This window comes from Polyangiaceae bacterium (assembly GCA_016715885.1).
Lineage (GTDB): Bacteria > Myxococcota_A > Polyangia > Polyangiales > Polyangiaceae > Polyangium.
The window spans coordinates 187,428-214,396 of record JADJXL010000004.1 but is presented as its reverse complement, the minus strand read 5'-3'; the positions used below and the strand labels follow the sequence as shown (position 1 = coordinate 214,396).

Annotated in this window: 28 protein-coding genes; 10 read left to right on the top strand and 18 right to left on the bottom strand. The window is 60.9% G+C overall.

Annotated features, from left to right (window positions below; genetic code table 11):
* Window positions 1-888 (top strand): hypothetical protein, encoded by an 888-nt coding sequence (locus IPM54_09195; GenBank protein MBK9259997.1) that lies wholly within the window; start codon window positions 1-3, stop codon window positions 886-888.
* A 9-nt stretch (window positions 889-897) separates the two neighbouring features.
* Window positions 898-2,094 (top strand): hypothetical protein, encoded by a 1,197-nt coding sequence (locus IPM54_09190; GenBank protein MBK9259996.1) that lies wholly within the window; start codon window positions 898-900, stop codon window positions 2,092-2,094.
* A gap of 1 nt (window position 2,095) precedes the next feature.
* On the opposite strand, the gene IPM54_09185 is transcribed toward IPM54_09190, so the two are convergent.
* From IPM54_09185 to IPM54_09160, 6 genes are all read right to left on the bottom strand, one after another.
* Window positions 2,096-5,974 carry a protein kinase gene (locus tag IPM54_09185; GenBank protein MBK9259995.1) on the bottom strand — a complete coding sequence of 1,293 codons (3,879 nt, stop codon included), beginning with the start codon at window positions 5,972-5,974 and terminating at the stop codon, window positions 2,096-2,098.
* A 96-nt stretch (window positions 5,975-6,070) separates the two neighbouring features.
* Window positions 6,071-6,613, bottom strand: a complete 543-nt coding sequence (locus tag IPM54_09180; protein MBK9259994.1) for a hypothetical protein — start codon at window positions 6,611-6,613, stop codon at window positions 6,071-6,073.
* Window positions 6,606-7,574, bottom strand: coding sequence for a hypothetical protein (locus tag IPM54_09175; GenBank protein MBK9259993.1), 969 nt, complete (start codon window positions 7,572-7,574; stop codon window positions 6,606-6,608). Before IPM54_09175 ends, IPM54_09180 begins: the two co-directional genes overlap by 8 nt.
* Entirely contained in the window at window positions 7,571-8,926 is a 1,356-nt protein-coding gene (locus tag IPM54_09170; protein ID MBK9259992.1) for a DUF1552 domain-containing protein, read from the bottom strand. Before IPM54_09170 ends, IPM54_09175 begins: the two co-directional genes overlap by 4 nt.
* The gene (locus IPM54_09165; protein MBK9259991.1) at window positions 8,926-10,593 is read right to left on the bottom strand and encodes a DUF1592 domain-containing protein; all 1,668 of its coding nucleotides are present in this window, start codon (window positions 10,591-10,593) and stop codon (window positions 8,926-8,928) included. The genes IPM54_09170 and IPM54_09165 overlap by 1 nt, the downstream gene beginning before the upstream one ends.
* A gap of 127 nt (window positions 10,594-10,720) precedes the next feature.
* Window positions 10,721-11,905 carry a hypothetical protein gene (locus tag IPM54_09160; protein ID MBK9259990.1) on the bottom strand — a complete coding sequence of 395 codons (1,185 nt, stop codon included), beginning with the start codon at window positions 11,903-11,905 and terminating at the stop codon, window positions 10,721-10,723.
* A gap of 15 nt (window positions 11,906-11,920) precedes the next feature.
* Between IPM54_09160 and IPM54_09155 the strand changes: the two genes are divergently transcribed.
* Window positions 11,921-12,076, top strand: coding sequence for a hypothetical protein (locus IPM54_09155; protein ID MBK9259989.1), 156 nt, complete (start codon window positions 11,921-11,923; stop codon window positions 12,074-12,076).
* Between the two features lie 537 nt (window positions 12,077-12,613).
* Here the strand turns inward: IPM54_09155 and IPM54_09150 are convergent.
* From IPM54_09150 to IPM54_09135, 4 genes are all read right to left on the bottom strand, one after another.
* Window positions 12,614-13,204 carry a hypothetical protein gene (locus IPM54_09150; GenBank protein MBK9259988.1) on the bottom strand — a complete coding sequence of 197 codons (591 nt, stop codon included), beginning with the start codon at window positions 13,202-13,204 and terminating at the stop codon, window positions 12,614-12,616.
* Window positions 13,205-13,218: 14 nt separating this feature from the next.
* Window positions 13,219-14,301, bottom strand: a complete 1,083-nt coding sequence (locus IPM54_09145) for a PAAR domain-containing protein (protein MBK9259987.1) — start codon at window positions 14,299-14,301, stop codon at window positions 13,219-13,221.
* Between the two features lie 86 nt (window positions 14,302-14,387).
* Window positions 14,388-15,068 carry a TetR/AcrR family transcriptional regulator gene (locus tag IPM54_09140; protein ID MBK9259986.1) on the bottom strand — a complete coding sequence of 227 codons (681 nt, stop codon included), beginning with the start codon at window positions 15,066-15,068 and terminating at the stop codon, window positions 14,388-14,390.
* Between the two features lie 256 nt (window positions 15,069-15,324).
* Window positions 15,325-15,723 (bottom strand): RNA-binding protein, encoded by a 399-nt coding sequence (locus IPM54_09135; GenBank protein MBK9259985.1) that lies wholly within the window; start codon window positions 15,721-15,723, stop codon window positions 15,325-15,327.
* Between the two features lie 396 nt (window positions 15,724-16,119).
* Between IPM54_09135 and IPM54_09130 the strand changes: the two genes are divergently transcribed.
* From IPM54_09130 to IPM54_09110, 5 genes are all read left to right on the top strand, one after another.
* Window positions 16,120-17,103 carry a tyrosine-type recombinase/integrase gene (locus tag IPM54_09130; protein MBK9259984.1) on the top strand — a complete coding sequence of 328 codons (984 nt, stop codon included), beginning with the start codon at window positions 16,120-16,122 and terminating at the stop codon, window positions 17,101-17,103.
* Between the two features lie 16 nt (window positions 17,104-17,119).
* Window positions 17,120-17,353, top strand: a complete 234-nt coding sequence (locus IPM54_09125; GenBank protein MBK9259983.1) for a hypothetical protein — start codon at window positions 17,120-17,122, stop codon at window positions 17,351-17,353.
* Window positions 17,350-18,237, top strand: coding sequence for a hypothetical protein (locus IPM54_09120; protein ID MBK9259982.1), 888 nt, complete (start codon window positions 17,350-17,352; stop codon window positions 18,235-18,237). Before IPM54_09125 ends, IPM54_09120 begins: the two co-directional genes overlap by 4 nt.
* 61 nt (window positions 18,238-18,298) lie before the next feature.
* Window positions 18,299-18,628, top strand: coding sequence for a multidrug efflux SMR transporter (locus tag IPM54_09115; protein ID MBK9259981.1), 330 nt, complete (start codon window positions 18,299-18,301; stop codon window positions 18,626-18,628).
* Window positions 18,628-19,950: a phenylacetate--CoA ligase family protein gene (locus IPM54_09110; GenBank protein MBK9259980.1), complete on the top strand. Its 1,323-nt coding sequence runs from the start codon at window positions 18,628-18,630 to the stop codon at window positions 19,948-19,950. The genes IPM54_09115 and IPM54_09110 overlap by 1 nt, the downstream gene beginning before the upstream one ends.
* Before the next feature lie 88 nt (window positions 19,951-20,038).
* Here IPM54_09110 and IPM54_09105 read toward each other — a convergent pair whose 3' ends face one another.
* The gene (locus IPM54_09105) at window positions 20,039-21,382 is read right to left on the bottom strand and encodes a fatty acid desaturase family protein (GenBank protein ID MBK9259979.1); all 1,344 of its coding nucleotides are present in this window, start codon (window positions 21,380-21,382) and stop codon (window positions 20,039-20,041) included.
* Window positions 21,383-21,449: 67 nt separating this feature from the next.
* Here IPM54_09105 and IPM54_09100 point away from each other — a divergent pair, with 67 nt between their 5' ends.
* Window positions 21,450-22,652, top strand: coding sequence for an aromatic ring-hydroxylating dioxygenase subunit alpha (locus IPM54_09100; GenBank protein ID MBK9259978.1), 1,203 nt, complete (start codon window positions 21,450-21,452; stop codon window positions 22,650-22,652).
* A 50-nt stretch (window positions 22,653-22,702) separates the two neighbouring features.
* Here the strand turns inward: IPM54_09100 and IPM54_09095 are convergent, their stop codons facing one another.
* Complete coding sequence (locus IPM54_09095; GenBank protein ID MBK9259977.1) at window positions 22,703-23,041, bottom strand: hypothetical protein; 339 nt, start codon at window positions 23,039-23,041, stop codon at window positions 22,703-22,705.
* Window positions 23,038-23,385, bottom strand: a complete 348-nt coding sequence (locus tag IPM54_09090) for a hypothetical protein (GenBank protein ID MBK9259976.1) — start codon at window positions 23,383-23,385, stop codon at window positions 23,038-23,040. The genes IPM54_09095 and IPM54_09090 overlap by 4 nt, the downstream gene beginning before the upstream one ends.
* Before the next feature lie 140 nt (window positions 23,386-23,525).
* Between IPM54_09090 and IPM54_09085 the strand changes: the two genes are divergently transcribed.
* Window positions 23,526-24,014 carry a dual specificity protein phosphatase family protein gene (locus IPM54_09085; protein ID MBK9259975.1) on the top strand — a complete coding sequence of 163 codons (489 nt, stop codon included), beginning with the start codon at window positions 23,526-23,528 and terminating at the stop codon, window positions 24,012-24,014.
* Between the two features lie 49 nt (window positions 24,015-24,063).
* On the opposite strand, the gene IPM54_09080 is transcribed toward IPM54_09085, so the two are convergent.
* From IPM54_09080 to IPM54_09060, 5 genes are all read right to left on the bottom strand, one after another.
* Window positions 24,064-24,432: a helix-turn-helix transcriptional regulator gene (locus IPM54_09080; protein ID MBK9259974.1), complete on the bottom strand. Its 369-nt coding sequence runs from the start codon at window positions 24,430-24,432 to the stop codon at window positions 24,064-24,066.
* 171 nt (window positions 24,433-24,603) lie between these two features.
* A complete protein-coding gene (locus IPM54_09075; GenBank protein MBK9259973.1) occupies window positions 24,604-25,035 on the bottom strand; it encodes a hypothetical protein in 432 nt (143 codons plus the stop codon).
* Window positions 25,032-25,427 carry a hypothetical protein gene (locus IPM54_09070; protein ID MBK9259972.1) on the bottom strand — a complete coding sequence of 132 codons (396 nt, stop codon included), beginning with the start codon at window positions 25,425-25,427 and terminating at the stop codon, window positions 25,032-25,034. The genes IPM54_09075 and IPM54_09070 overlap by 4 nt, the downstream gene beginning before the upstream one ends.
* Window positions 25,414-25,962: an RNA polymerase sigma factor gene (locus IPM54_09065; protein MBK9259971.1), complete on the bottom strand. Its 549-nt coding sequence runs from the start codon at window positions 25,960-25,962 to the stop codon at window positions 25,414-25,416. Before IPM54_09065 ends, IPM54_09070 begins: the two co-directional genes overlap by 14 nt.
* Before the next feature lie 15 nt (window positions 25,963-25,977).
* Entirely contained in the window at window positions 25,978-26,934 is a 957-nt protein-coding gene (locus tag IPM54_09060) for a Spy/CpxP family protein refolding chaperone (GenBank protein ID MBK9259970.1), read from the bottom strand.
* Window positions 26,935-26,969: the final 35 nt, after the last annotated feature.

Sequence of the window (26,969 nt, the reverse complement as noted above, 5' to 3'; positions counted from 1 at the left end):
ATGAAGCGTGCAACCATCATCTCCGCAATTTTCGCCACGGGGCTCGTCGCCGCACCTTCGGGGGAGGCGATGGCCACGAACTATTCGCTCTGGATACATGGACGTAATCCGGGTACCGCGACACAAAAAGGCAACTACGCTGATTTCTCCTACTGGGGGTCGTCGTCTTCGGCCGCTGGAGTGAACAAAAAAGCCGTCAACTGGGACGGCAAGAGCACCATTAGCGCATCGAATGCCGTCATTCGCGACGCGCTCGATTGTTACTGCACCGGATCGAATTGGTGTTACATCGCGGCTCACAGCGCGGGGAACCTCCAAATTGGGTATGCCATGGCGCTTTACGGTGGATCGACGCGGTCAAAGAAAAACGCCACACCGAATAGCAGCGGCGTTTGTGGCAATACTGGTGGCACTCAAACGGGCTGGAACATCAAGTGGGTGGACGTAGCAAGCGGTGCAGGCGGTGGCAGCGAGCTCGCCAATCTTGGGGAATGGGCCGTCAGTGACGCACTGACGGGCGACTTGAAAACCGCCAATGCGCGAGCGCTCTACAATCACAACACGACGCGCTCGAAGTATTTTTATCTGTTCGCCGGCGCCAAAGGAACGCTCTATTCGGGCCTGCTTCCGGGCCAAGACGACGAAGCGCTCTCGTATCACTCGACCGGCGGCGTGGCGTCGACGGGCAGCTTTTGCAACCCGGGCAATTGGTTCTGCGACGGGAGCTTGACGACGGGCACGGGCAGCACGAGCAATGGCAAAGCGAAGTGGAGCTACCATCACGTCGAATTGGTCGACACGGGCGAAAGTTACGACCATTATTCCAAGGGATCTTGGTCTGGGATCGTTGGACCCGTACGCGCGGACATGGCGACATACGCGTATTGATTCAGTCGCGTGACGAACGATCGCGCCAAAGGCAAGTTTTTCCTTTTCGCCGCGGCCATTGGCCTCGGCGCGATCGTTCTTTTTTTCTTGCTTCGCACCTCGCCGCATTCCCGCGCTCCGTCCGAAGAACGACTGCTCGAAGAATCCCCGAAAAGAGCCGCCCACAAGACGCCTGCTTCTACGGCAGCCCCCAATGTATCCGCGTCCGCGAAAAGCGGAGAAGCTTTGGGCGAGCGAGCGCTCGCGAAAAAGCGCCTCGAACGAGCCCGCCATACGCTCGAAGGATATTTGATAAGCACGCGATATCCATACAGCTCGCGGCCCATGTCGGAACATCCGGACATGATCGAGCCACATAACGTGGCAAAAACGACGCTGCCGCTCGCACGCAAAGACAAAAAGCTCACCGACGCTCGCGTATTGCTCGAACAAGACAGGCTTTACGTCGTCGGTGAAGAAGCGGCCAAATTGACGATCACGTGCACCACGAGCGACGGTCCCGCGCCATGCGAAGTCCTTGCGGCAACGGCTCATGTGGCCGAATCGATGACGAACGCGCCGATCATCGAACCTTCCCCGGTAAACTTCATGGGCGATGGCGTGAAGAGCGCGCTGTTTGCCCCAGCGCAGCAAGGGTTTGGCGGGTATCACGGCCCCATTTCGATCGACCTCGACGTCCGTGTCGATGGCGAAGAAGGCGGCGCTCGATTCGAGGTCATTTACACGCCCGCGCCGCCCGCGCGTTTCACGCGCGTCGTGCGTGAAGAAATGGTGAATGGTTCGCTCTATCTTCACGTGCAAGTCGAAGTGGACAAACCCGGGCGATACGTCATCACGGCTCGCGCGTCCGACACGACGGGCGACAAATTCGCGTACCTCGAATTCAACGAGGAATTGGGGAAGGGGTTACAGGAAGCCAAACTGTGCATTTTTGGCAAACTCGTGCACGACGAGCAGGCGGAAGCGCCGTTCATTCTGCGCGACATCGAAGGGTTTTTGCTGAAGGAATCTCACCCCGACCGTGAAACGATGGTGGGTTTCGATGGCCCTTACTTCACGACCAAATCGTACGATTCCAAAGAATTTTCCGATGCCGAATGGCAAAGCGAAGAGAAGACGCGGCATGTGGAAGAATTCACGAAAGACGTGAAAGCTGCCGAAGAGGCTGTTCGTTTTCAGGAAGAAAACGCGGCAAAAAAGCCGTGAATCACTCGCTAGACCATTCGCGCGCAAGCCCGAGTGTTTGCGCATGGGCTGCAATATTCTCCAAATACGCCATACGCACGGTATGATCGGGAATTTTTTCGGCACAACCGAGGATATCGTCGCGCGCTTCTTGGATGACGCGTCTGGCACCATCCAGGTCACCGGCCGCGTGCAGTGCCAATGCATGACGCAGGCGCAGCGGCTCCTCTCCATAATTGTACCTCGGTCCAGCCCGACCTATCTCCATGGAAAGCGCCGTCAAGCGCACAGCTTCTTCCGCGTGCCCTCGCTTGCGGCAAATCTCGCCCCGAAGCGATAAAAACCGGGCTCGCAGGAAGGGCAAAAACGCATTCGCTTCGCCTAGCTCGTCGAGAATTGCGTCAGCTTCGTCGAGCTTTCCCGAGGCCATCAAAATGCCGACCGCCAAGAGGCACGCACACCAGAACATCAGGCGATCATTTGCCGCCAATACATCCTTGGCGAGCGGTTCGGCCATGGTAAGCGCTTCGTCGAATCGTCCCCATTCGAGAAATAAACGGCTCTTGTAATATGTTGCGTACATCAGCGAGAGTTTCCCTGCGTGAGGCATGGCAAGGACCTGGTTGAAAAGTTCTTCAGCTTTTGCCAGGAGCCCAAGCTGCATGTATGACAAACCGAGCTGCATGCAGGAGATCGCTTGATATTCTCGTGCACCTGCCGCGGCATAGCTGGCAACCGCAGCTTGGCAATGCTTCCACGCCCGCCATGGGTCGTTGTGCAGTTCTCGAGCTGCGCCCGTGAGGGCAAATTCGGTCCACGCGCTTACGAGGAAATCCGTGCCGCGGCAATTCGCGGCAAACTCTTCCATCCGTTGCAGGTAGGGAATAGCCTTGTTCCCCTGCCCCGTGATGAGGAACATGGTGGATACCGGATACAATGCCCGGGTAATGAGCGCAACCGTATCGGGCTCGGGCTCGATCGCCAGAAGTTCGGGAAACAATTCCCCGAATGCATCGAATCTGCCCAAAAAAATTGCGCTTGCCACGGCATGCCCGAGCGCCCTGGCGCGACTCGAAGGACCAAGGGACGAATCTGCGAGGATCGACGCGGATATTTCGTAGCATTTCGCATATTGTGCCGTCAGAATGTGCACATTGGAAAGGACGGCTTGCAGCGCCGCTCTGGTTTCCCCCGTGGCTCCGGCGGCGAGCCCTTTTTCTGCGCGGGCAATGGCCGATTGAAAATCCGCACCTTGCATCGCATGCTCGGCCGCTTTGGCATAAAAAGCGGCTGCCTTGTCCGGCGTCGTTCCGCGTTCGAAATGCGCGGCAAGCACCATTGGATCCTTTTCGCCAGCACGCACGAGCCATCCGGCTGCCAAGTCATGCCCGAGCGCGCGGTCGCGATCCGTGAGCATTGCATACGCACCTTCACGCAGGAGCGAATGACGAAATCCGTATTCTGTTTCTCCAGAAAAACGGCTCGTCGATCGGCGCACGATCAATTCTCGGGCACACAGATCCTTGATATAGCCAGCGCTGTCATTCGAAAGGTCGTCCCGCAAGAGTTTGTTCACGCCCCTTTGCCAGAACGTATCGCCAAAAATGCTGGCCGCACGCAAAATACGTCGCGCTTCGGGCTCGAGCGTTGCGATGCGTGCCTCGACCATGCCGAGCACCGTCTCTGGCAGTTGCCTGCCATGCCCGTCGTTGACTGCACGTATCAGTTCCTCGAGGTAAAACGCATTTCCGCCGGATCGATCCACCATCGCCGAAATGGTTGCCGCATTTGCCTTCGAGCCGAGCACGCTTTTGATGAGCGTTTCGCAGCCGCGTCGAGACAATCCCCCGAGCGTCATCGAATGAACGCCCCGTCCCATCCACAACTGCGGAAATATTTGATGAACCTCGGGACGCCCAAACGCGACGACGATCAAAGGTTTGTCCGCGAACTCGCGAAGCACGGCGTCGATGAGCTTGACCGATGGACCATCACCCCAATGCAAGTCCTCCAGTACGAACACAATGCGCCTTTTCGCCAAAACGCCGCGCACGAGGTCGACATACGCCGATTGTATTTGATCGGCCATGATCGCGGGATTTTGACGCGCAGCACGCATGCGAGGATCATCATCGTCGGCAATTGGTAGGCCGATGAGCTCGCCCAGAAATTCGGTCACCCGAACGCGATCGGCCGCTCCAACATGCACCGCAACCGACGCAGCCAGTTTCCCCCGTGCCGCTCCGAGCGGATCGTCTTTGGCAATGCCGAGCCCCGTCCGAAAGCCCGAAGCGACGAGGGCAAACGCCGAACCCGCGCCAATCGAATCGCCGCGTCCGATGGTTATCACCAGATCCGGATGCAAGGCCTTGAGCCTGTGCAAAAGTTCGAATCGTAATCGAGACTTACCCGTGCCCGCCTCACCGGTCACGAGCACCACGCGTCCGTGCCGGTCTTCGAGCGCTTCCTCGACCGTTTCCAGCAAATGGCGCAACTCTCGGTCACGACCGACGAAGGGGCTCGGTTTTCCAAGCAGCGTACGCGCCTCGGACCCAACAAACTGTTCGCCTCGAAGTACGAGACGACCATCTTCTTCCGTAACACTAAATCGAGCGTCGAGCAGCGCTCGCGTAATGTCGTCAGTGTAAATTCCTCGATTGGTTTGCTCCGATGCGCTCATTTGTTCGAGCAATGATGCCGCGCTCTCGAAGACGTCACCAACCGGGAGTCGCCCGGTATTTTCGCCCCGCCCGGTAAGCAGCACGATGGACGCGCCCGGCATCATGTAACGCATGCGTAATGCGCACCGAGCGGCATTGGCTGCTTGATCCGTCGCCGGCCCGGTTCCCACGAGCAGCGCGATGAACATCCCATTGGCGATTTCTTCGATCTTCGCCCCATATGGGCGCACGGCACCGCGCACGTCATCGAGCAGCGTCGATGGGTCCTGATCGGCGTCCGAATCCTCCGCGCGTACGACTTTCGGCGGCACGACCGCCACGACGGAGACGAGCCGCTTCTCGGTATGCGTGAGCGACTGCGGCGGCGCCGGGCGAGGCAATGCCGGAAGACGTTCGAGCGACCCCATTCGCTCGAGCAATGCCACGACCGCGTGACCATCGGCAGGGCGGCCGTCGGGATTCTTCGACAGCATTTGCACAATCAATTCGTCGAGCACTTCCGGCACTTCCGGACGCAATTCCCGCACCCGCGGCGGATCCTCCATGAGCAACTTCGCCAAACGCGCCAAAAGATGCGTGCCCTGAAATGCGGGTCTTCCCGTCAAACATTCAAAAAGCACGCAACCGAGCGAAAACACATCGATTCGACCATCGAATTGACTTCGCGGGCCCTTCGCTTGCTCCGGCGCCATGTACCCCGGCGTGCCGATGAGCGTCCCGGTCACCGTCAACGCCGTGTTCATCGCATCGACACGCACGATGCCAAAATCGAGCAGTTTTACACGACGAACATCTCCGTGGTGCAAAAGCAAGTTCCCCGGTTTGATGTCCCGATGCACAATGCCTCGCGCATGCGCCTCGCCCAAACCACTCGCCACCCGACGCGCAAGCTCGACCGTTTCTTCGATGCCGAGCGGCCCCGTCACGAGGCGACCGGCAAGGGTTTGTCCGTCGAGCCACTCCATGGCCAAATAGGGCTGGCCCGAAGGCAACTTACCATGGGCGACATAACGTACGACATGCGGATGCTCGATTTCACCGAGCACCCGCGCCTCGAAACCAAAGCGAACGACCGCTTCGTCCGCCGAATCGCGCAACACCTTGACTGCCACTGCCTGCTGCGTGACCCGATCGAAGGCGCGATACACCGCCCCCATCCCGCCTCGAGCTACGCTATCCCGCAGCTCGAATCGGCCATCGATCAGGACCAACTCCGGCATGTTCGGAGATTGCACTCGATCCATGTCGGACTTCAAGCTTTTTGTCGCACTTGCGTCACAGGTGATGCATGTACAGTGCGAACCAATTTGCGCAGTTTACGGATTGGACGAACGGGTCGGTTTGGCGGCAGGCTCTTCTTTGCCGGGAAACGTCAGCCCCTTCGGCCCATACCATGGCATCAGCTCCAGGGAAAATCTCCCCGCCTTGACGGCGGGATCCTCCGCTGCGAGTGCACGTGCTTCTTCAATGGATTCCATATCGAACAGAAGTATGCCTGCCAGCGCATTGGGAGGAGTCCCCTCGACCTCGAAGGGCCCAGCGAGAACCAATTTGCCCGTCGCTCCCATGGCTCGAATATGCGCCATGTGGCCTTCGCTGATGCGCACGACTTCCGGCGTTCGTTCCGCCGACCATGCGGGTCCGCGGCGCAAAAACCCCATGATGTACGTGCGCATTTCAAACTTCTCGGGCGCCTTGGTTTCCGCCGGTGGGCATGACGCTGCGGCGGGTCGAGCCGAAACGGCGGGCGGCGGGGCCGAGGCACAATGCAGCGTCGACATTCCAAGACAAACCAATACGACCGCGTTTCGCAAACGTGATGTCAACGAAGCCATTTTCACGTGTTCACCTTTACGCATGATTCGAACGTCGCTCGTGGCGCCGCCGCACTGCATACATCGTCGCGAGGACCGCAACCAGGTAAAACCCATTCACGTCGGCCGCACCACGGGGCGAAAATGCACACGTCCCGTCCTTTGCAATATCGTCCGGCGTGATGTCTCCACCGCTCGACGAAGATGACGAGCTCGAACCGCTGGGCGCCGTGACGAATGGCTGAGGATCGTCCACGAGATACAAGGCGCCATGAATGAAGAGCACCGGGCGCGGCCGCAAGGCACTTCCAAGCGGCATGGCCTGCACTTCCGACGCAGGGCGCGAGGTGACTTGCCCCAAATCGAGGCGCCACGCGGCGATGTCGTTCATCGTGACATGCCGGCGCACGCCGTGATCGACCAAATACACATCGGGCGTGCCGTCGTCGGCTTGGATCAATTCGGGCCGCGAGGGAATGGCCATTGCCTCGGGAAGCATTTCCGCATCGGCCGAAGGCAATGGCAAAAGATCCCAAAACGTCGAAAACTTCCAGGCTTCGAGCACCGGTACGCCATCGATTTTGCGCCGAATGCCGGTTTGCGTAGCGGGTGCGCATTGGAGCGTGCGTGGACTATTTCCCAAAACGGGATTCCCCTCGCCCGCATTGTCGATGCCATACGCATACACGTCGTGCGGCGCGCCATCGTGAAGCGAAAATGGCGATGGAGCGTAAAATCCGTGCGCGCAGGATCCAATGGCCGCACAAAGATCATCACGATGAACGTTCGCGCGCGTCGCAATCGCGGGCGCCCCAGGCGTGCCCGCGGGACCCGTGAAGTAGACGTGCACGTCGATCGGGGAATCGGGGATGTCTTGGTCCTGCGACCAACCAGCAACGACGTCGCATCCGGCGCTGTCCAGATACCCAATGGGCTGAACGGCCATGGCCGCGCGAGAAACCGAGGCGACCGCAAGAGCCGCCAATGCAATAACGACAGCCCTCATACGAGAATGTCGCCAAACGCTTCGGACGTCTCGCCGCCATTCCAACCGAAACTCGGTGTTTCGAGGCCAATGCCACGCAGCATCGTGACGTGCGCTTTGCTGATGTTGCCTCCAGGATCCCGCACGTGCACGTTGCGCTTGATTCGACCAGCACCTCCACCCGCCAAGACACACGGCATTTCCGAAACGCTGTGCTGAAACCCTTCGCCGTATTCGGATAGCCCGAAAACGACCGCTCGATCGAGCAGCGTCGCACCCGTCGGATCCGATACGCTGGCGAGTTTGCCGAGGAACGTTCCGAAGGCTTGCATCTGATACAGAATCCCCGCGCGTGTTTGATCCCAAGCTCCAGCGTGCACGGTCGCATGAAAATCGTTGGGCACGCCCAGGTTGGCAAAAACGTGCGTCGTCGCCGGTGACGTGAGCATGAACGAAAAGACGCGCGTCATGTTGCACGCCAAAGCCGCCGCGAGCAGGCCGGCCATGATGTCCGTCTTGGCAATGAGGTCAGCGGTGTTTCCTGGTTTGGCCGGCGCAACGCACGCTTCACCCGAATGTTCGAGACGCGTCTTGACTGCGTTCAGGTGTTCGAGATGCGCCTCGATGCGCTGTTTGTCCTCGGCTCCTACGCGCGCCGACAAACTCTTGGCGTCTTCGAGCACCGCATCGAGCAAGAGCGCCCTCTTCTTCAGAGAGCTCGTATCCGTTTGTACGCCAAACAAAAGATCGAAGAGCTGCCCTGGATCCATCACGGGAAGGTTGAGGTTGTCCGGGCCGTTGTACGAAATCGCGTTCCAGTGACCATAGTCGTGGAATCGCGCCGAGCTCGCGCCGAGCACGAGCGACCTGAATCGCGGTGACTCGAGACCGTAAAAGTCCGGATGTTTTGCCACGTATTGATCGAGCGTCGGACGAAGCGCCGTGAGCGTGTGCGATGGATGATCGAACCCTTCGGGACGCACACGATCGCCCGTCATCGACACCATGAACCCACGCATGTGACCATCCTCTTGCCCCGGCGGATTGGGCGGCACTTGCGTATGCGGCGTGAGCCCCGTGATGACGCTCGGTTGATGAGGCGCGAGAGGCGCGAGCAATTCGGTCGGCGTATACCCGGCGCCCGTTTCCTTTGGCGTCCAGATGTCCGGGTGCCCGGCTTGAGCAGCGCCATGACCGTCGTGCCAAGGCAAACCTCCGCCCCAGAAGAAGACGCCAAAGATGGGACCTCCAACGGCTGCATCCGCCTCGCGCGATCCAAGCATTGCTTCGAGCGTGGGCACGGCCAGCGCGACCGTGGTGCCAGCGGCCACGCCGCGCAAAAACGTTCGACGAGAAAGCATCGGGCGGGCCATCACGGAGTCTCCTTCGTACCAACGAATCGGAATGCGTCGTGCGTCACGAGCTCGATGAGCAGCGACCGAAAATCGAACGATGCGGCGGCAAATCGATCCGCCAAGTCTTCGAGCGCAAGGGCTTCGCCCGGTGTTTCGAGCCTTCCTTGTGCATGACGGTAAAGCTGTCTGACCATGCACCTGCCAACGCGTGGATCGGTCTCGAGGATCGTCGCAAGACCACGCGCATCGGTGAGCGGCGTGCCGTCGAGATCACCCGATGAATCGATCGGCAAGACGCCTTCTTGCACGGTGCGATACGCGCCCGACGAATCGAAGTGTTCGAAGAGAAACCCGGGCGGATCCATGAAGGAATGACACGACGCGCACGACGGGTTTGTCCGGTGCAGCTCCATGCGTTCGCGCACCGTTTTCGGCGGCTCACCCATCGGAACCGGATCGAGCGACGTATCGACGCCGGGCGGAGGTGCGGGCACCTCGAGGCAGAGCACGCGTTCACGCACGTATTTGCCGCGCGCCGTCGGCGACGTGTACGACTCGTGCGCGTTCATCGTGAGAAATGCGCCGAACGTGAGAATGCCGGCGCGTGGACCATCGGCCGGTAGTTCCACTTCGACAAACTCCGTCTTCGTCGCGCCCGGAGCGTCGACACCATAGAGCGCAGCAAGATCGGTGTTCACGTAGGTCATGCGCGTGCTGAAAATGCTTCGCGCATCACCGCGCGTTTCGAAGACGAGGTCGTCGACGATGAGCTCGACCTCTCGGCGCATGGCGTCCGTGATGCCTGGCGCAAAGAGTGGATATGTCGCGGGATTGCGGTTGATGCCTGCGAGACGTCCAAGGTCCAGGTACTGCCGGAAAAACGCCTGCACCGCGCCACGCGCTCGCGGATCGTCGAGCAGTCGTTCGGCAGCCATGGCCACGCCTTCACGCGTATCGAGCTCGCCGCTTTCGGCCGCATCGAGCAGCGCTTCATCGGGACCTTGGTTCCACAAGAGAAACGATAAGCGCGACGCCAATTCGTAGCCGTCGAGCTTGCGCCGTGACGCGCTTTCTCCGGCCGATCCAAGGTCGACCCGATACAAAAAATGCGGCGACTGAATGAGCCCCGCGACAGCGAGTCGCAGACCTTCCCATGCATCGGGATCAGCGAGCGTCTTTGAAACGTTCACCCAACGAGCAACCTCGTCTTCGGTGAGCGGACGGCGCACGACGCGACGACCGAACTTGCGCAAGAACGACTCGACACACGCATCGCCCGGTGCTGCGGGTGTGCACCCGACAAACGCTGCGCGCCGCGCAGCGTCGGCGAACACGTAGCGGGAAAGCGCATCGGCTGACTCTTCGTAAAGCTGCACGCCGAGCTCCGACAACGTCGTCGTCGATGCGCCGATGTTGTAGAAAAGGTACGGCTTCGTATCGTCTTCGAGCGGCCCCGATGGCGCAGCATTGCCGAAAAGCTCGACGAGCGTGCTGCGGTACTGCTCCGCCGTGAGACGAGGCAACGCTGCAGGCGCAAGGACGAGCGTCTTGCCGTTCGCTTCGTCCCCCGTGTCTCCAACGATGCCCACGCACGCCGTCGTCGAAACGAACGCGGCAAGCAGCGTTGCTACAACGTTACGTAAGCCAATCTGGTCTCGCCTCGAGCCTATGTATCTCTTGGACATTGCCAGCCGAGCTTACCAGTAGCGGCGCGTCTTGGGAAGCATGGTCGTCGCGCTGAGTTTCCCTGACAAACCTTTGACCAGGCAGCAATGCAAGCGCGGTTTTTACCTCGTGCACATCCCTTCCCATTCACGCGGTCGAACGCCGTGGCATTTTCGTATCGAACGTTTCGAGCACGAGCTTGTACACGATGCCTGCTCGGGCCGCCGTCGATGCAGCCTCCTGCCGCTCACACATTTTTGCAGCCAAATCGAGTGCTCCCAGAAGCTCCGTCATCGACGCTCCTCGTTCGCGAGCGATCATCGCGAGCTCCGTTGCCAGCGTCGGCGTTTTCGCGAGATCGTTCAGCGCACGACGCTCGGACAAACCCGTGACGATTTGCGCCACGTCCGCCGGCAGGTTCGTCTTTGCAATGGGTGGTTTGGTCTGACGAACGCCCCAGGTTGCAAGCTCTGCCGGCGCTGCAACGGGTGCTGAAGGCTCCGGCGCGGGACGACCCACGTTCCGGACAAACGGCAGCACGGGGGAGGCGGCGCGGCGAGGTTCAGGGCGCGGCGCGAGACGTTCGAGCAATGCTTCGATGGCTTTGCGCACGCGATACGGCAGATCCGCGGGCAGAGCGCTCATGCGATGACTGACGCGCCGCAGGTAGTCGTTTGCCCCGGGAGAATCGAACCAAACGCGCAGCGCTTCGTCGGCGAGCAGTTCCACGGGCGACTTTTCGAGCGCCGTCACATCGACGTTTCGTTCGACAAACCGCGCTCGAAGAAGCGTCGCCATGTCGGCGAGATGTCCTGCCATTTGCATGCGAGACTCGACGGACAAAGGCTTGTTTGTAGGCCTTGCGTGATACACGCGCCGGTAGTGACGGTCGTACGCGGCTTCGAGCGTGAGCCACGCGTGATCGTCCGAAGCAGCTTCGACAGGCGCTGATGTTGCAATCGGTTTGGTGGGTGCTTCGCCAACGGTCGATGTTTGTCCGTGTTTCTCGATTCCAACTTCGATCGGGTGGGCCTTCTGCCTTGGATCCCCCCCGTTTCTGTATAGATCAGCAGAGAGATCCCTAGGATCGTCGGACGAACTGTCCGCGGGATCGACAGGGGCCTGGGGAGGTTCGGTCGACACGTTTGTCCGCGGGGGGCCCTGGACCATCTGACCGGGGGCTGAACGCCGCCGAGGCGCGGGCCGAAGATCGGTCGCGGGTTGTCCATGCATGAGGAGCGTGATGAGGTCCGGGGCCTGGCCGTCGTCGTTACGACCTGGAAGCGGCAGGCCGAGCGTGGCCTGGGCGAGCGCGAGCTGACGAAAGGTCATCGATTCGACCCGCGCGTGGCCACTCGCTTCGAGCGCTGGAAGAAGGCGACGCACGGTACGAACGGTGCAACCGGCGTGCTGGGCAATGGCAGCTTGGCTCCACCAGACGCGTCCGAAGTGGTCGGAGAGGCGCAGGAGGACTTGCAAGAGGCCGCGAAGCTTCAGCGGTAGGTTCTGCTTCGACCAGATGGCGTCTTCATAGGCGTATTTCCACCCCGGCCGACTTTTGGGCTGTGAACCATCGTTCAGTGAATCACTGATGGATGGCGCATGTTTTGTGATTTCAATTTCGTTCGCCGACGGCGGCGACACTCCACCCACGAAACTCGCGCGAGAACTTCCCGCACGAGTGGCATGATGTGCTAGCATCCTGTCACTCCGTGCGCGTCGACTGCGCCTGGTCCCTCAACCTTTGGCAGTCGGCGCGCTGGTTTTTTGTAGGTCTGCGTGGGTCGCGGGCCTGCCCGCGACGAACGCGCGTTCAGATCAACCATCCATTGGTCCGTGGATCCAGAGAATTTTGCGAGATCCAAGGTCTGAACGTTTGTTTTTCCCTGCGCGCCTTTCCAGAAGGCCGTTTGTGCCAGTTTCCGTTGGATCCAGTCTGGATCTTGGCTTACGCCGGACGCGCGCGTCACTCCTCACCCCTCCCCCGCTTGGCGGCGGAGGAAGAGCGTGTTCATTTGTCGAGGCAGTCAGGCAAACCGTTCAATCTCGTACGAGTTCGCCCATGGCTTCGCGGACAAACGACGCGATGGTAGCCTCGTTCCAGGGCAATTCTGCGTCCGGCGACAAACTTCGAATCGTCGTGTGCACGCCGCCGTGTTCATCGACGAGCGCCACGCGCCCCGCATCGAACGCTTCGCCTCGAACGCGAGCAACCACGATTTCCGCGGGCCACGCCGCATCCAAAAACGTCACGATACACGCGCCGACTTGGTTCTCGTCCCGAATGTTCGTCACGACAACCTGATCGCTCGTCACGACGATCTGCACGAAGTCCTTGTCGGCCACGTAAAACAAAATCGACTTCGGTTGCGCTTTCGATCGAGCGAGGATCGCGAATCGTGGTGCGACGGCGACTGCGAGCGCTTGCAGCAAATCTTCGTTGGTGTGCCAAGTATTTTTACGATCGGCGGGTTGCATCCAGCCGTGCTCTTGCAGCTTGGCCATGATGCGCGGCAGGTTCTCTTCGGTAAACGAAGCGAAAAGGCGCTCGTCCATGCCGACGATTTTCTTGGCGTTCAAGAAGCCAACCATCGCCGCAAATTCGTCGGTCTCGAGCGTGAAGGATGCCATCGCCGTGCGTTCCTCTATCGATTCGTCAGCCAGTTCCAGCCATCGGAAATGGCGTCCTTGGCCGTGTTGTAGCCGCTCGATACGGTGTCTTTGACCGTGTTGTACACGTCCGACGCAGTGTCGATGCCTCCCACGACGCCGTCCATGATGACGTCGCTCGCCGCATCGGTGAACTTCTGCCCGCCGCTGCGATCGGGCACCACATCGCGCCAGTATGAAATGCCCGAGCGCTGACCCGAAAGCGGGCTACCCGTGTCACGCCCTTCCAAACCGAGGTAATCGTAGCCGGGGCCTTGGTCGTGGTAGTTGTAGAGGTAGCCCGCAGCATCGTGCACGGCGCCGTGATACCCAACTGCGGAATCATCGCCGTCGAAGGCCATGTTGCCCGGACCAACCAGACCACCGCTCGGATTGAGCATCGCACCGAATGCCGGGTCCATCCCGAATGCGTCGCCAACGACCTGGCCCGATCGCATTTGAGATGTGCTGCCCATGAAGTCCGGATGCATCCAGTTGAGACCGCCGGAAGGATCGAGACCCTTGGATGCTGCGATGCGTTCCTGCTCGGCCAGCGCCGCTTGAAACTTGCCCCATTCCGATTGGATCTCGTCGAGCGGGCGGCCGCGAGCTTCCGCGAGCTGCTCGAGCGCCTTCGCAACGTCGGGATGATTCGGATCGTGGCGATGCTCCCAAAGCGTGTTCATCGCATCGCGGAGCTGTTCGCTATCGGCGCCCTGCCACGTTTTGCCGAGCAGCGCGCGCATGTACTCGTCGCTGAACAGAGCGGCGATGGCATCGCCTGGCGCGATGGGCCCGATGAGGACCGTGGGAAAACCCATCACGATGACGCCACCGTGTCGCGTCAGATCCCCCATGCGCGCCGCAGGCTCGCCGCCGATCAATACGGTGGGCGCGCCCGTGCGGATCATGTCGAGCGGCCCGGTGCATTGACACATGTCGTTGACCCGAGCGGCAGGCTCGCCGCCGATGACCACCGTGGGGCATCCCGGAGGCAAGATCGGCCCTCCGATGTGCGGTGACGGAGTCACCATCGGACACGTATGGGGATCACCAACGCGCGCGGCCAGTTGTGCCATCGGTCAATCGCTCGATGAGAAGGACAACGGCATCCTACCAAAGGGCGACGCCCACGCATACACGAAACATGGCGCGCACGCGTTCACTACGCGCGTGATCGCGCCCCACGAGACGACTTTGCTTTTGACGTCTTCTTCGACATGGCCGCCCCGCTGACAGGCTTCGTCACGAGCCCATCGAGCAGCCGCCCGTGCGCGAGGTCGGACACCGCTTTTACATTGGCTGCGTCGAGCGTTCCGAACACTCCCAAGGAAATGAGCTCTGCCAGACCTTGATGCATTGCGAAGACGGGAATGACGAATGATTTGGGATCACCTGGACCGAAATATCCCGAGGTTTGAGCAGCCGCGATGTAATCGTGCAATAGGCCCAAACTGCGATCTCGAGCGGCCACGTAGGCCGCATCGTTCGTATCGATGTCGCTCGAGAACATCGCCCGAAAATGCGCCGCGTGATCCAACGCGAAACGTACGTACGCATGGCCTGCTGCGAGAAACTGCGCGCGAGCATCGGGTCCGGCCGCTTGAAGCGCGGCTTCGATGTCATCGGCCAAGCGTCGAGCTCCTTCGACGGCAAGGGATGTGAGCAGCGCTCGTTTGTCCGCGTAATGCCGATAAGGTGCGGCATGAGAAACGCCGACGCGCCGCGCAAGCTCGCGCAACGTGAATCCCATGGGACCCCGTTCGGCAATCAGCTCGAGCGCCCCTTCGCGAAGCACGCGAGGCAAGTCCCCATGATGATAGGGTCGAGACGAAGCGCTGGGCATGGCGCATCGTAGCAGTAGATGGTTCGGGGTTGGGCTGATGACTCGGTTTGTTTTTCGGGGGGTATGGGGGGCAGAGCAGTCGGGGCGTAGCCCCAAAAGACTTATAGAGCCGCCTGCGAGCCCCCCATCGTGACTGGCCTCGCGCAGCGCGCGTCCCACGCGCGCGGAGCGAGCGTTCGAATCAAGACCCGGTTTCAAATAGAAAAAGGGCGCGGCCATGGCCACGCCCTTTTCAGTTTACGCAGTGACGACGCGATCAGTAACGACCGCGACCACCGCCGCCGCCGCCGCCGAAGCCGCCGCGACCACCGCCACCGCCGCCGCCGCCGAAGCCACGGCCACCACCGCCGCCACCGCCGCCGAAGCTGCGGCCGCCGCCACCACCGCCGCCGCCACCGCCGTTGCGGGGACGCTCTTGCGCCTCGTTCACCTTGAGCGAACGACCGTCGAGCTTGGCGCCGTCGAATTGTTCGATGGCCGAAGCAGCTTGCGCGGCATCACCCATCGTCACGAAGGCAAACCCACGAGGTTGCCCGGTTTCGCGATCCGTCGGCATCGCGATCTCGCGAACTTCGCCTGCCGAGGCAAACATGGACTCGAGCGATTCGCGGCTGGTGCTGAAAGAGAGATTGCCCACGTAGAGACGATTACCCATATGTCACGTTGCTTTCACGGCTTCTGCGCACAGTGCGCCCCTCGTGCCTGCCATCCGATGAAGCCGTAGCGGATCGAACGGAGTCGTGCCGTGTGGCTATCCACACGAGCACACAAATGCGTCGTCCAGTCATCCGCGCGAGCCGTCGCCCCCATGCACCGGGGGATGAAAAGCGTCGTGTCGTAGGGCCAGTGACGTTCGTGAGTGCAAACAAGCTAGCGTGGTTGTTTTTGGATTGCAAGAACGATGTTGCACATTTCTGCGATCCGCAGGCGAGCGCTGCCGTCGCAGGCTTTTGCGCCCTGCCTCACATCGCCCGCTTAGGGGCAACGGACGCGCAGTACCGAGCGTCGTTAGCGTATTTCCATCGATCTCGTCCTGCGCTAGCATGGCCCCATGGCGCTCACACGTGCCCTTCCGCCCGATCTTTCACAACGTTTCCCCGTTGGCGAAGCGTTCGTCGAAGGCGCTCTCGTCGCCGCTTCGATGCTCGCCGTCTCGCGTGCACCCGAAACGCTCCGGAAATACCGAGGTGCATGGGCAGCGTTCGAAGCGTGGGGCAAGGAACAAAGCGTGCCATGTTTGCCCGCGACGCCCGCGGTCGTCGTGTCGTATCTGGGACATCTACATGCCGAGGGGCTTTCGCCGGCGTCCTTACGTTTGGCGCTGGCGGCGATCGTGGATCATCACCGCAAAGCGGGATTGCCGAATCCTCGGGATCCCAAGATCAATTTGTTTCTTCGCGGATTGCATCGCACCGTTGGAAAAGCTCCAAAGCATCGAAAAGCGGCGCTGACGCCGGCCGAGCTCCGCAGGATGGTGGAAGCATTGCCAAAAACATTGGCGGGGCTTCGCGATCGAGCGCTCTTCTTATTGGCGTTCTCCACGGCCTTGCGCCGCGTGAACGTCGTCGAATTGCGCATCGAAGATTTCGAGCGGCGCGGCGATGGGCTTTTGGTCCGCGTTCGTCGCAGCAAAACCGACCAGGAAGGTCGCGGACACGTGATCGCCGTGCACCGAGGGACGCAGCTATGTCCCATTGCCGCCGTCGATGCGTGGCTCGACGCAGGGCGCATTCGGTCGGGCTGGCTCTTTCGTAAAATCGACCGGTGGGGGCATATCGGCACCGGGCGCCTCGATCCGGGAACCGTGGCGCGGCTCTTGAAGCGAGCTGCCAAGCGCGCCGGGATCGATCCCGAGCAAATCAAGCGATTGGCGGGTCATTCTTTCCGCAGTGGCCACGTCACCACGGCGGCGAAAGCTGGCGTGGGACTCGCGGAAATCGCAAGCGTCACGAATCACCGAAGGCTCGACCAAGTGCGCGAATACATTCGCGAAACGGATGCCTTCCGCGTCAATACGTTGGCCGGTTTGCTTTGATGGGAGGCCGTTTGCCGTGGCAAAAATTCCCGACCGCAGCGCGTACATTCTCGAATTGTCCGTGCAACCCGGAGGCTCACGCTGGGCCGAAGCGCACGTCTATTCGAAGCTCGAACACATCCGTGCATGGCTCGAACAATTTTGCAAAAATGACAGCATGGCTGCGTATCACGCCATTTGGTACGGCGCGACGCTCGCCATTTGGGTCGTGCAAAAGGGCGAAGTCGTCAAGTTTGTCGAAATAATGTGAATCCGAGCCACTCACGTCACCTGCAAATGCGCGCCATGGGCCTCGTGGGCGTGCTCCTCCTTGTACTTGGGCAAACCCTCACGCTCGTGCATCTGCGCCCCGTGTCCGAATATTGGTACGGCATCGTCTGGACCGGCTTCATCCTCGCGTCGGATGCATTTTTGGCATGGCGCACCGGCGCTTCGCTCATCCTCGACCGAAAGCGGGACTTCGTCGCAATGGTGCTGCTCAGCGCGTCCGCTTGGTGGCTATTCGAGCTTGCGAACGTGCTGTTGCTCGATAGTTGGTCGTATTCGCCGAGCCCCGATGTGCCGCGGTGGGTGCAGGCCGTGCGTTCGACCTACTTCTTCGCGACGCTCGTGCCAGCCACGTTCGAAGCTACGCTGCTTGCTCTCTTCGTAGCAAAAGCAAAACCCGCTGTGATCGCGCAACAGCCGTCGCCACGTCGCCCGCTTGCAGCCCTCGCGATGCTCGCAGGCGCCGCGTTTGCCGGGTTTGCCCTGACGTACCCCATCGTATCGCTGCCGCTCGTGCTCGTTGCCACGGGGCTCATCGTCGATGCGCTGAACTCGTTACGAGGTCGTACGAGTTTGCTTTTGCATCTGCGTGCGCGGGCGTTTGCGCTGCCGCTCGCGATTGCAGTCGGAAACATCGCGGCAGGCGTGATCGGCGAGATGTGGAACCATCCGGCGGCGCCCAAGTGGACGTATCGCGTGCCTTATGCGGATGTCATGCGGCTTTTCGAAATGCCGCTTCCGGGCTACCTCGGTTATGCAGCTCTCGCGCTCGACCTGTTTGCCCTGTACCACCTGGTTCGCCCGAAAAGATCGGCCGAGCGTTTGGTGCCGGCGGACCACCCGCTCGCCGTGGCTGGTCTCGGTTAATTGCATCTATCGCTTGCGCATGGGGCATGTGCCGATCACAAGCGACACCGAAGGAAAGCGCATGGCCTGGATCTACGTGCTACTCGCGAGCGTGTGCGAAATCGCATTGACCCTGTCGTTGAAACTCGCCGACGGGTTCAAAAATCCCAAGGCGACCGTGGCCACGTTCGTCTCGGCGGGTCTCGGATTCTTTTTCTTGGGTCTCGCCGTCAAAACCATTCCGATCGGCACGGCGTATTCCGTGTGGGTCGGCATCGGCATTGCGGGTACGTCGGCGATCGGAATTCTGATGTTCAATGAGTCGGCAAGCCCGGCGCGGCTCGTATGCATCGCCCTCGTCTTGCTCGGCGTCGTCGGACTCAAAGTGCTTCCGAGCGGTGCACAGCCCTGATGCGAGCGCTCACGCCGCACGAGCTTCTGATCAACACGGCGCACATCGCGCTCGATCTTCCTGCATTCACGCTGCGCCCGTTTGCTCCGCGTCGTCTCGTTCGCCATTACCAATTGCGCAAGTTGCGCGAGCTCGTCGCGTTTGCCGCGAAGTTCGTCCCGCTGTATCGCGAAAAATATCGCGCTGCGGGTGTTTGTCCGGACGATTTGCGTTCACTCGAAGACTTGCAGCACTTTCCCACGGTCACGAAAGCCGAGATCCTTGCGGCGTATCCCGAAGGCGCGCTTGCTCCAGGGCTCGACCCTCGAGGGCTCATCGTGTCCAAAAGCTCCGGATCGACCGGCGTGGTGCTCGACGTCGTACATCAAGCGGATCGCCTTGCGATTCAAGGTTTGGCGATGCACCGCTTGCTCGGCTTGTACACGCATTACCTGCCGTGGCATCGATTTGCGTACATCTACACGTCGGAGTACCCGGCGCGATCGCTCTTCGGTACGTATCCGATGACGTTCATCCCGACGCTCGCACCGATGTCGGACATCGTGGCGACGCTGCGTCGGCTGCGTCCTCATTTGCTTGCGTGTTATCCGAGTCATCTGCGTGCGCTCGCGCGTGAGATGGGTCCGCAAGCGTGTCGTGAAGCGGGACTTTTGGCGATTTCGGTGTCGTCCGAGCCGTCGACGCAACGTGAACGAGACGAGCTTGCGAGGGTGTTTGGTTGCGGCGTTTACGACGAATATTCGACGGAGGAACTAACGCGCGTGGCCGCGCAGTGCACCGAGCGGACGTATCACCTGTTCGAAGACGTGGCGTACGTGGAGATCGTCGAGCCCGATTCGGAGAAGCCCGCGGCCGTGGGGTCACGCGGCGAGATTGTCGGGACGTACCTGCACAACTTTGCGATGCCCTTCATCCGGTATCGACAAGGAGACGTTGCGCGGGTGAGCGAGTCCGACTGCGCTTGTGGTCGCACGTTCCGCGCGCTCGTGGATCTTCAAGGGAGAAAGCTCGATCAATTCGTACTTCCGAGCGGTCGAGTGCTCACGAGCGGATGGCTGCTCGATGCGACGTACAGCTTTCTTTTCGACGTTCGTGCGGACATCGCGGCGTTTACGCTCGTTCAAGAAACGACGTCGCGCGTGCGTATCGAAATCATTCCAGGCAAGCGGTTTGTCCAGGCAGACGCATCGGCGATCGAAGCTCGTTTCCGAGCGCTCGTGGGCGAGCCGATCGACGTGGTGGTGGAGCTCATTCCGGAATTGAAGCGATCCGCGGCGGGGAAACACAATCCGATCGTGTCGCTCGTGCAGCGTTCAGGGTGACGCGCTGCCGAGCGCGAACAGGACGAACGACACGAGCGCGAGAAAAGAGATCAAGTGGCGGGTTGCGCGTGAATCCAATCGCATGGGCTCAAGACTCCTTCGGAGGTTTTTCGGGCGCAGTGATTGCCTTCAAGTCCGGGAAAAACCGCAGCGAGCATGAAAGCACGGCCAGCGTACAGCCGACAATGCCGAAGACGAGATCACCTCGATCGAAGACGCCGGGGACGACGTGCCAGCGTTGACCGAGCTCCCATGCAATCAACGCGACGAATGCCGATGCGATCCAAAAATATCGAGCGCGGCTCGGATCGCGCGCCCAGAGCAGCGTCATGAGGGCCGCGAGCGAATAGGACCAGGCGAAGTCGGGAAACCAATCGACGAAACGGGGGTGCAATTGGCCCGCGAAAAACCCGTGTGCAGGGAGCCACGCGAGCGCAATTGGCACGGTCTTTCGGCATGCGACGTACACGAATACGGCCATGACAAACGGTAAGACGACGTGGACGAGCCATCGCAGGATGAGCATCTGCTTGGCTGCGTTCGATCGAATCGTCGGTTCACCTGACGGGATCACGCGTGGAGCGTCCGGGCCGACGGTCACACCAATCGAGCCGGATCGAAGGGGCTGCGAGAGCAGAAACGATGCAGCGAGTGATTGCAACGTCACGACCGGCGGCGATTGGCCTTCGTCTGGAGGCAACAGCGCGCGGAGCTTGCGCAAGTTCCAAAACGGCACGTTCGGGAAATGGTGGTGCTCCCAGTGCAGACCGATGTCGTGCGGCATGATCAGATGTTCGAGCCACACGGGCACGTGGATGCGGTGTGTGTCCTTGGTGCCGAGGTGCTCGGTCCAAATGCGCAGGCGTACGCCCGACCAAAACACCGTGGCGATGCTGATGATCCACAAGAGCGGCATCCACACGACGTGAAGGCGAAAGGCGCACAAAAAGATCGCGATCCAGAAGATGCCGATGCCGGCCGTTTCGATGAACGAAACGGGCCGCGTGAGCGATCCTGCTGCGACGAGATGCGGCAGACCGCCGCCGACGAGATCGCTCGCGAAGTCGCGTGCCGTGCGCAAGGGAGATGCGGGGAGCGACCATTGCTGCAGCGTGCGTTTGTGCGTGATTTCCGGGTCGAGCTCGGTGCCGAGATGTTTGTGGTGCGCGAAGTGATAACGGCGATACCCACCGAGCGTGAGGCCGAGCGGCCATGCAGCAAGCACGTTTCCGAGGATGTCGTTCGCGAGGTGACGACGCGAAACGAGCCTATGGGAAGCGTCGTGAAAGAGCGCGCCGAGCGCTTGCTGTCGTGAGCCCAGCGGCACGATGGCAAGGGCGTACGCGAGCGGATGATCGATCCAGGCGACTGCGGCAAACACCGCGATGATGACGGCCCAGTCGACGATCGCTGCGAAAAGCCAGCGACCCACGCGCGGCTCCGACAATGCACGGAGGGCTGTTTCGTCGACGTGCGGGCGGGGTGGCAAGAGGCGCGCGATGATCGTCGAGGCGCAATGCGGTTGCAAGCGCGGCAGTGCAGGTTGTCGTCGTGATACATGGCTTCTGATGTGGGTGAACAAGACCCGGCTCCCGCACGTGCTTCCGCCATCGGCCTATTCGTCGCGCACGTTCTTCGATCGCGAGATCGACAAAATCTTCGCTCCTGGGTGGCACCTTGTCGCGACAAACCACGAGCTTCGGCGGCACGGGGATTTCGTCACGCGCGATCTTTGGGGCACGCCCGTGATCGTACGTCGTCACGACGAACGCCTCGTGGCGTTCGTGAACGTGTGTGCGCATCGACATGCGCGTCTCGTGCACGAGAAATGCGGATCGGCCGAACGTTTTCGTTGTCGTTACCATGGTTGGGAATACGACGGCGCGGACGGCGAAGTGTGCGTCATACCGGACGCGTCGTCATTTGTTCCGCTTGGGCGTAAGGGCGGGCGTGAAAGGCTGAAATCGCTCCGCGTGGAGATGCTCGGGGGGCTCGTGTTCGTGTCGCTCGAGAACACTGGACCCTCGTTGCGCGAGCACTTGGGTGAGGAGACGTCACGGATGATCGAGCGGTTCTTTCATGCCGATCTGCGGCTCGTTCACGCCGGTGAGGCCGAGCATCCCTGCAATTGGAAGATTCCGATCGAGAACGTTTTGGAGACGTACCATGTACCGTTTGTCCACCAGAACCCGCTGGCGCGGCATCCCGAGTGGTTCGAGGTGTTCAGTGGCAAGCGCTCAGGGGACCGCGAGATCGTGCATCAATTGCGTGAACGATTTACCTCGTACGAGGACTCGCTCGGGGCCGAGTCGAGGTTTTACCGTGCGGCAATGCAGCTCTTGCATCCGGCGGCGACGACGGACTACGTGCACCATCATGCGTTTCCGAACGTCGTCTTCGGGTACACGTCGATCGCGAGGTTCGTCCAAGTGATAGAGCCCATCGATCGAGCGTCGTCGCGAGCGTCGATTCGGCTTTTTTTCGACTTCGGACACGCTGCGCCGACGTTTTTGGTGCGGGCTGTCGAGCCGGCGCTACGCCTCGTGGCTTCGCGGCTCATCGAACTGGTTTTACGTGAAGATGCGGCGGTGTATGTGGACGTTCAGCGCGGCATGGAAGCAAGTCCTCATGCGGGCGTGCTTGGATGTCGCGAAGAGCGGGTGCACGCGTTTCAGGCGTACGTTGCAAGCGCGTGCGCGTGAGGGTTTGGCTGTCCAAACCGCAATGGATTCGCGCGTGGGTGAAGAGTCGATCAGGGGCCTTGCCGCGTGCCTTGTTTGACGGCGTTAGCGAGCAAGAAAATGGACACGGGCAAGAGCGCACTGGCGACGATGGCGAGGAGCGTGGTGAATATCTGGCTCAGGGTGAGCAGCATGTAGCCTCCACCGCCGATGTTGATCGCCAGACTCATGATGCGGCGGATGACGGCGCCGAGTGCACCGAATGCGCCGGCGCCAGCCATGCAGAGGCCGGCCATGACGTTGACGCGGCGAACGTAGACGAGGCCGACGAGGAGAATGCCAAGGGAAAGCAGCGTCAAAAGGCCCATGGCTGCGAAGTCGACGAGCTGAAAGACCAGCATCTCGTTCACGACGCACCTCGCTGCATGTGGGCATTGGCGAGCTTGAACGAGCCGAACATGATGCCGCCGTAGAAAACGATGGCCGTGACGATCCAGATGAGCGTGCCGATGCTGTTGAACAGCATGATGATGCTCAAATCGGCGTCTTTGGGCTGCAGGGCGTCGACGATCGCGTCGAGTCCGAGGCCGATGATTCGGCCGCCACCGGCACCAGCGAACGCCAAGCCTGCGACCTTGTTCAGTGGGCGCACGACGACGAGGCCCAGCACGAGCACGGCGATGGCGATCAAGAAAGCAAAGAGGCTATTGACGCTCCCTAGAAGCGAAAGGAGCTCGCGTTCCCCTGACTGCATGGGTCCTCCGATGCGCACGGCGCGCCTTGTTCGAGCGGCGGCATGCTACACGCATTGCGCGCGGGCCGCGAGAAAGCGACGAGCGATCTGGCGAAGCGCCCGCAGCTGCCCAAGAGCTCGGTCGATGCTATCCTCGAGCGATGCGCCCGCTGCACGATCACCAATGGGTGACGCAACGAATTGCCCTTGGTAGCGCGGTGGTGACGCGTGATCACGTGCAAGCGCTCGTGGCCGATGGAATCACGCATGTTCTCGATTGCCGCTTGGGTGAAGGGGGACAGGCGCTTTACGAAGGCACGACCATTCGATACATGTCGGCTCCTACGGCGGACGACGGCAAACCGAAGGCCGAGGAGTGGTTCCGAAAAGGCATCGCATTCGTGCTTACGGCCCTTTCGATTCCGAAAGCTCGCGTGCTCATTCATTGCATGATGGGCGTCTCGCGAAGCCCATCGATGACGTACGCGGTGTTGCGATCGCTCGGGCATCCACCGGACGACTCCGTGAAATGCATCAAGAGAGCGCGGGCTTTGGCGAGTGTGACGTACAAGGAAGATGCGGACCGGGCCATTACGGCGATCGAGCAAAAACGAACGGCGGCGCTTCGGGGAGTGCCGAGGCGCCGCTGACGTCGTGCTCGCATTGTTGTGGCGCGCCAAACCGGCACACCACGACGCGTCAGGACTTGGCTTTGGCCTTGGCAGCGGATGCCTTGGCGGCGGCTTTCACCGTCTTTTCCAATTCCTTGCGCAGTTTGGTCAAGTCACGCGGCGGGAGCTTGCGAAGCAGCTCGACGACCTGGTCACGATCATCGTCGCCGGGGAACGTGAGCAGATAAAGCGGGGGAACGTCGAGGCCCTTGGCGAGCCGAGTAATCGTTTGGGTGGTGATGGCGGCGAGGCCGTGCTCGACGCTCGAGAGGTGGCCTTTCGACAGCTCGCTGGCGTCGGCGAGGTCGGCGAGGGACATGTTTCGTTCGGCGCGCAATTCGCGGAGTCGCGTGCCGACCTTGGTGGCATAGGGATCGGGTTCGAGTCTTCGAGGCATGAAGGCCGGATATCATCGAGCAAAACGGAACACAACACTTTTTGCGCGCTGGTCGAAACGCGCTTGGCCCCGAAACACGCCCATGGTTATCCCGAGGCGTGGCGTGCCGAGGGAGGGTGGTGCGGGATGATGCGGTGCGTGCAATTCGTGTATCGATGGAGCGCGTATGCGTCAATGTCGAGGCGGGGGAAGAAAGCCGGAGGGATGAGCGTGTGGAAACGGACCGCGTCCACGACGTTTGTGCATTTTCTCCGAAAATTCGCGAAACTTGGTGGCTTGTGCTGGATCGAGCGATTCGATGATTTTTTCGTCGACGCGTTTGCGCACGGCTTCCATTTCGTCTCGACACGGTTTCAATGCTTTTTCGTGTTCTTCCTCGGCATCTTGTAAAATCGTTTTGATTTTGGTGACTTGGTCGGGGGACAAGTCGAGTTGCCTGCGCATGGCCTGGATTCGCAATCGGGAGCGCACTTCGCGTGGGGGCCCATCGAAGGGCGAACCGAATTCCTTGAACATGTAGGCTCGCGTGCCGCCGGCGCCCGCGACGGCACCGAGCACGAATACTCCGACAAACGCTGCAGCCGCCCAGAAGTTCGATTTCATTCGTCCACCTCGATCGCAGCGACACCTTCGAGAATGGCGGCATCGAAGCTCGACTCCGCCTGGCTCGAAAGCCAAAGGCAAAACGCTGCGGCCGCGGCAGCGCCCACCAATGCGAAACGCGAAAACCGATTGACGCCCGAGTGCCAGCCGGAATCGAATCGCGGGCGCACGCCGCTCCCCTGCCCCACCGATTGCATCACGGCATCGACGAAATCGGCCGTCGGCGCGATTATTGCCGTTTCACGCTGCGCACGAGCGAGAACGTTTTCCGCGGAAGCGTTTTCAATGGCCGCCATGACGGCATCCGAAAAATCGTTCGTCGGACGCAAGTCAGTCGTATCGCGCGAAAGCGTTTCGAGCAGGGCGAGCGGATCTTTTTCACGCGCGGCCATGGTTCACCTCAGGCTGTTCCGTTTTCATGCGTAGTGCGGCGCGTGCGCGCACGAGGCGTTGTTCGATGGCACCCTCGGTGGCGCCGAGCGCTTCGGCGGCATCTTTGGCTGAAAGACCTTCGACGGCGACGAGGACGAGAGCTGCACGATCGAGCGGCTGGAGGGTTTTGAGGAGCGCGTCGAGCTCTCTGAGTGCGACGCGAGCTTCGGCATGCACGAGGCCATCGAAGCGGGGTTCGTGCGTGTCGTCCGACTGTTTTTCGCGCCGCTTGCGCAAAAGGTCGACGCTGGCATTGGCCACGATCCGGTAGAGCCACGTTTCGACCTTGGAGCGACCGTCGTATTGACCGGCAAGCAAAGCTCGGAATGCGCTCGCGTACGCATCTTGCAGCACGTCTTCGGCGTCGGCGAGGTTGCCGACGAGACGAGCTGCAAGACGGTACAGTGGAGCGCGCGTGTGGTCGACGATGGGCCTGAAAGCGGCCACGTCACCACTCGCCACGCGCGCTGCCACGAGTCTCAGGTCGACGTTCATGAACGCGTCGCGGGGTTACTCGGTTGCGCCTTGGTGATGGCCGGGGCCATGGCCGTGTCGGCCATGCTTGCCCTTGCCGCGGTGGTGACCCATGCGCGGGCCTTCTTCGAGTCGCTTGGCGAGCTCGGCGCGCTGTTCGGCATCGAGGACCGGGACGACGGCTTGAAGCATCTTGACGAACCTTCCGGCCATCGGATGCTTGTCGTCGCGCTCGGGGAGCACGGCGTTTGCGTCGAACTTGTCACCTTTGAAGGCCTCGAGCGCTGCGTCCATGCGAGCTCGGTGCGCTTCGAACTTTTCGGCCTTGTCAGCGGCGTCCATTTCGGGCTTCGGCGGCATCGCGGCCTTGATGGCTTGGCGCTGGTCGTCTCGAAGCTCGATACCATGAAGCAAGAACATCATGGGGCCGCCCTTGCCGCCCTTGCCGCGGTGGGCGCGATGTTCGCCGTCCTTTTTCTCGTCGCCATGCTTTTTGCCGTGCATGGCGTGCTTTTGCATGCGGTCTTTGACGAGCGTCACGAGCTGCGTGCGCTGTGCGGGTGTGAGCGTCGCGTGCAGCGTTTCGACGGCCTTGACGACGGCTGCTCTGCGTTCGGCGTGAGCTTTGTCGACGTCGGGCATCTGAGCTTTGAGGGCCGTTTCGTCGATTTTGCCTGCGCGCACTTGGTCTGCGAGCGTCTTGTGGACGGCTTTCATTTGGTCGCGCTGTCCGCCGTGGACGTTGTCGATGGCGGCTTCGATGGTTTTGCGTTGTTCGGCCGAGAGGTCGATTTCCTTGAGGGCTGCGGCGAGCAGTGGATGGCCATGCATGCCGCGGCGTCCTTGTTGTTCGTCGGCGGCGGCAGCGGCTTCCGTGGTCGAAGCGACATTTTCGTCGGGTTCCATGACCGGGTTGGCCGAGGCGCAACCGAATGCGGCAAGCGAGGCGGCGACAAGGACGGGAGCGAAGAACTTCAAGGTTTTGTCGAGCATGGTTTGGATTCTCCTGTGCCTCGCACGATTGTCAC